Source organism: Paenibacillus sp. 01T442 (assembly GCF_056398345.1).
Window position 1 is genome coordinate 1 of sequence record NZ_JBFTPF010000163.1, and the last position, 3,860, is coordinate 3,860.

Below are 3,860 nucleotides of genomic sequence, written 5' to 3' on the forward strand. Positions count from 1 at the left end.
GTGTATAGCATTCCGTTTGAAGGGTGTATAACCTATAAATGGAAATTGGGGGTCATGTTGAAATGAACATAAAGACAAGAGTAAGCTTAACGCTATTAATCGTCATGTGTATGCTGGTATTGGCGGTACTGGCAGGATGTAGTTCCTCCTCCAAGAGCCAACAAGACGCGTCCATGGCCGCTTCCAAAGGTGAAATGAATAGCGTGCAAAAGTCAGATGCGACATCGGATAAGTTTGCCGACGCGAAACAAGTGAATCAAAGCAACGCGGCTCCMGCGGCTGAGGCGAAGGAAGCAACGGCCAAAGCTCCCGCGGTGGATGGTAAGACAGCTGCGCCAAATGTTGTGATGCCTCCTAGCGGGAACGACCAAGAGGCAGGTTTTAACCGCAAACTTATTTATCGGGCTAATCTCGTGATGCCAGTTGAAGACTATAGTAAAGCTCAAACCCAGCTAAGGGATCTCGTTGCCTTAAGTGGCGCTTACATCTTGCAGTTTTCCGAGAGTGCGAATACKGGTGAAAGGGGTGGGACGTATACGATTAAAGTCGCAGCGAATGGTTTTGTATCTATGCTGGACGGCCTAGAAAAGATAAGCCCCGCGCTCCAACGGAATGTACAAGGTCAGGACGTGACGGAAGAGTACGTGGATCTAAGCTCTCGTCTAACGGCGAAACAGCTTGTTGAGACCAGATTACTAAGTTTTATGGAGAAAGCATCGAAAACGGATGATTTACTAGCTTTTTCTAATGAGCTTGCTAAGGTACAAGAGGTAATTGAGCAAATCAAAGGCAGGATGCGTTACTTGGATCAAAATGTTTCGTACTCCACCATCGAGCTGCGCATGTATCAACAAACTGGTAAAAAACCGTTGCTGTCTGACCCGAATGAACTAACTTTATCGGAACGTGTGGAAAAAGCATGGGGCTCTAGCCTGAATGTTTTGGTCGCTGTGATGCAAGGTGTCCTCGTTTTCCTCGCTGCCGCGGTACCCGTTATGGTGATATTACTTCTTATTGCACTCCCAATCTGGGTATACAGGCGCAAGAGGAACGCACAGTTGAAGGCATTGCGGTTGCAACTGAAGGAGCAACAAGTATCTGAAAATACACCCCATGATACGGAACAAGGAACAAAAGGCACAGAATAGACCTATAAAACGAAAAAAAATTAATTAATCCTGCTAACTAAGCAGGATTTCTTTTATTTTTAGCGAATATTGATTCAAATGTGGTGAAAAGTGGTACAAAGTGGAGGGAAAGGGGGGGCTTGATGCTATGTTTATGGGTGAATATCAACATAGCATTGATGAGAAAGGCCGAATGATCATTCCGGCTAAATTTCGTGAAGCCCTTGGCGAAGCTTTTGTCATCACCCGTGGTCTGGATCAGTGCTTATTTGTATATCCGCAATCCGAATGGTTAATTCTCGAACAGAAGCTGAAAGCATTGCCATTAATGAAGTCAGATGCACGTGCATTTACCCGGTTTTTCTTCTCTGGTGCAACAGAGTGTGAGCTTGATAAGCAAGGGAGAGCTAACATTCCAAGCAATCTCGTCGACCATGCCAAGTTAGAGAAAGATTGTGTCGTTATCGGTGTTTCTAATCGTGTGGAGATTTGGAGTAAGCAAGTTTGGGAAAGCTATGCCAATGAGTCTGAACAGTCATTCAATGAAATAGCAGAGAAGCTGGTCGATTTTAATTTTGATTTATAGAAATTTAGTGTTTAAGAATATGCTTACGAAGTCAGTTTTGCCAAGGCAAAACTTTTAGGAGGACAACGAGTGTTTCATCATGTGACTGTACTTAAAGAAGAATCTGTAGAAGGTTTACATATAAAACCAGATGGCGTTTACGTGGATTGTACAATGGGAGGCGCGGGACATAGCTCGCTTATCGCTTCCAAACTAGGACCAGAAGGGTTACTCATTGCCCTTGATCAAGATGATGTTGCCTTAGCCAATGCCCAAACGGTGCTTGCACCCTATCTAGATCGCGTAGCTATTATCAAAAGCAACTTCAGAGAAATCGAGCACGTACTACGCGGTGTACCCAAAGCTATGAAAGATGGCAGACCCCAGGTTGACGGCATTTTGTTCGATCTAGGTGTATCTTCTCCACAGTTGGATGATGGTGATCGCGGATTCAGCTACAACCATGATGCGGAGCTTGATATGAGAATGGATCGGGATACGCTGCTCACAGCTAAAACAATCGTTAATGAGTGGCCAGCTGACAAAATTGCTAAAGTTTTATTCGAATATGGGGAAGAAAAGTTCTCAAGACGGATTGCTGGTGTCATTGTGGAAGCAAGAGAGAAGAAAACGATTGAAACGACGGGTGAACTCGTGGAATTGATCAAAGAGGGGATCCCAGCTGCCGCAAGACGGACAGGGGGACACCCGGCCAAACGCAGCTTCCAAGCATTAAGAATTGCTGTGAATGACGAGTTAGGCGCGTTTGAAGAAGCGCTTCAGCAATCACTGAACTGCTTGGCACCTCAAGGACGCATTGCAGTCATTACGTTCCACTCCTTGGAGGATCGCATCTGTAAACAGTTTTTTGTGAAAAATGTGGAGAAATGTACGTGCCCGCCAGCTTTTCCAATGTGTGTTTGTGAGAAGGCTGGAGATTTGAAGCTCGTTACACGTAAACCAATTCTACCAAGTGAACATGAATTAGAAGTCAATCAAAGAGCCAGATCGGCAAAATTAAGAATAGCAGAAAAGCTTTGACCAAGGGAGGAATAAGCGATGTCATATATTCAAGGCAATTTGGCACTTGATCCGAAACGCAAACCGAATCCACAGCAGCGTGTTAAGATAAAAGAAACAACCAAGGTTGTTTATCGCAATTCCTCATTGCCAGCGCAAGAGAAAATGCTCTATTTATTCACAGTTGTACTATGTGTTATCGTTGCTGGCGTGATCATTTGGCGGTTTGCTGCGATCTATCAGATGAATGCGAATATTTTGAAAATGCAAGGTGAAATCCGTGAAATTCAAGCACAGAACAGCGCGCTCAAGCAAGAAGTTGAGAAGTTGCAAAGTCCGGATCGTTTAAAAGAGGAAGCAGTACGTCTCGGGTTTAATTTACAAGATGTGAAGCAAGGTGAAGTCGTAGCTCAATCTACGAAAGCGAAATCTGGTACAACATCAACTGCAACGAGTGGCAAAAGTACGAAAGCTGCTTCTAAACCGTAACAGGCAGGTACTCATATGACAAAAAAAATTAAGTTACGTTCTTTGCTACTTGGAGGGTTTTTCACCCTTCTTTTTGTTGTCCTCATGGTTAAAGTCTATTGGATTCAAGTGGTAGAAGCATCCTGGTTGCTAGAGAAGGCTGAGAAAAGATGGGAAACGGATAAAGTGCTGGCTCCTGTACGCGGTTCGATTTTGGATCGTAATGATAAGGTGCTCGCCGTAGAAGCAACAGCTTATACGATTGCGCTAAATCCGAAAGTGATTGATGCTTTGCACATTGCTGAGGATGTGACTCAGGGATTAGCGGATATTTTGAAGGAATCTGAGGCGAAGCGTGCCGAGCTAGTAAATAAGATTCGCGAAAGAGCAACGAAAAAGAATCTCGATGGTACAGACTTCGCTGCCAATGTAGAAGTGCGCAACGAAGGCTGGAAGATTGAGAAAGAGAAAGCGGATCAAGTTCGCGTGCTCATTGCCAATCTACAAACGAAGCTCAAGCTGGGCACCAGAGCGAGCGTAGGAATTTCAATTCTTGAAGATGAGAAGCGATACTATCCGGGTGAAACGTTGGCATCTCATATTCTAGGGTATACGAACAAAGAAGGTGAAGCATCGCTTGGCCTAGAGTTGAAATTGAACGATACACTTAAGGGTATTCC

At 44.5% G+C, this 3,860-nt stretch carries 4 protein-coding genes and 1 pseudogene; all 5 read left to right on the forward strand.

Annotated features, from left to right (window positions below; genetic code table 11):
- Window positions 1-62 precede the first annotated feature (62 nt).
- Window positions 63-1,148 carry a DUF4349 domain-containing protein gene (locus AC1DLM_RS34885; protein WP_441988993.1) on the forward strand — a complete coding sequence of 362 codons (1,086 nt, stop codon included), beginning with the start codon at window positions 63-65 and terminating at the stop codon, window positions 1,146-1,148.
- A gap of 127 nt (window positions 1,149-1,275) precedes the next feature.
- Entirely contained in the window at window positions 1,276-1,713 is a 438-nt protein-coding gene (gene mraZ, locus AC1DLM_RS34890) for a division/cell wall cluster transcriptional repressor MraZ (protein WP_056612672.1), read from the forward strand.
- Between the two features lie 69 nt (window positions 1,714-1,782).
- Window positions 1,783-2,733 (forward strand): 16S rRNA (cytosine(1402)-N(4))-methyltransferase RsmH, encoded by a 951-nt coding sequence (gene rsmH, locus AC1DLM_RS34895; protein WP_056612670.1) that lies wholly within the window; start codon window positions 1,783-1,785, stop codon window positions 2,731-2,733.
- Between the two features lie 18 nt (window positions 2,734-2,751).
- A complete protein-coding gene (ftsL2, locus tag AC1DLM_RS34900) occupies window positions 2,752-3,201 on the forward strand; it encodes a cell division protein FtsL (RefSeq protein WP_441988994.1) in 450 nt (149 codons plus the stop codon).
- 15 nt (window positions 3,202-3,216) lie between these two features.
- Window positions 3,217-3,860 (forward strand): annotated as a pseudogene (locus tag AC1DLM_RS34905) (peptidoglycan glycosyltransferase); the annotation flags it as partial.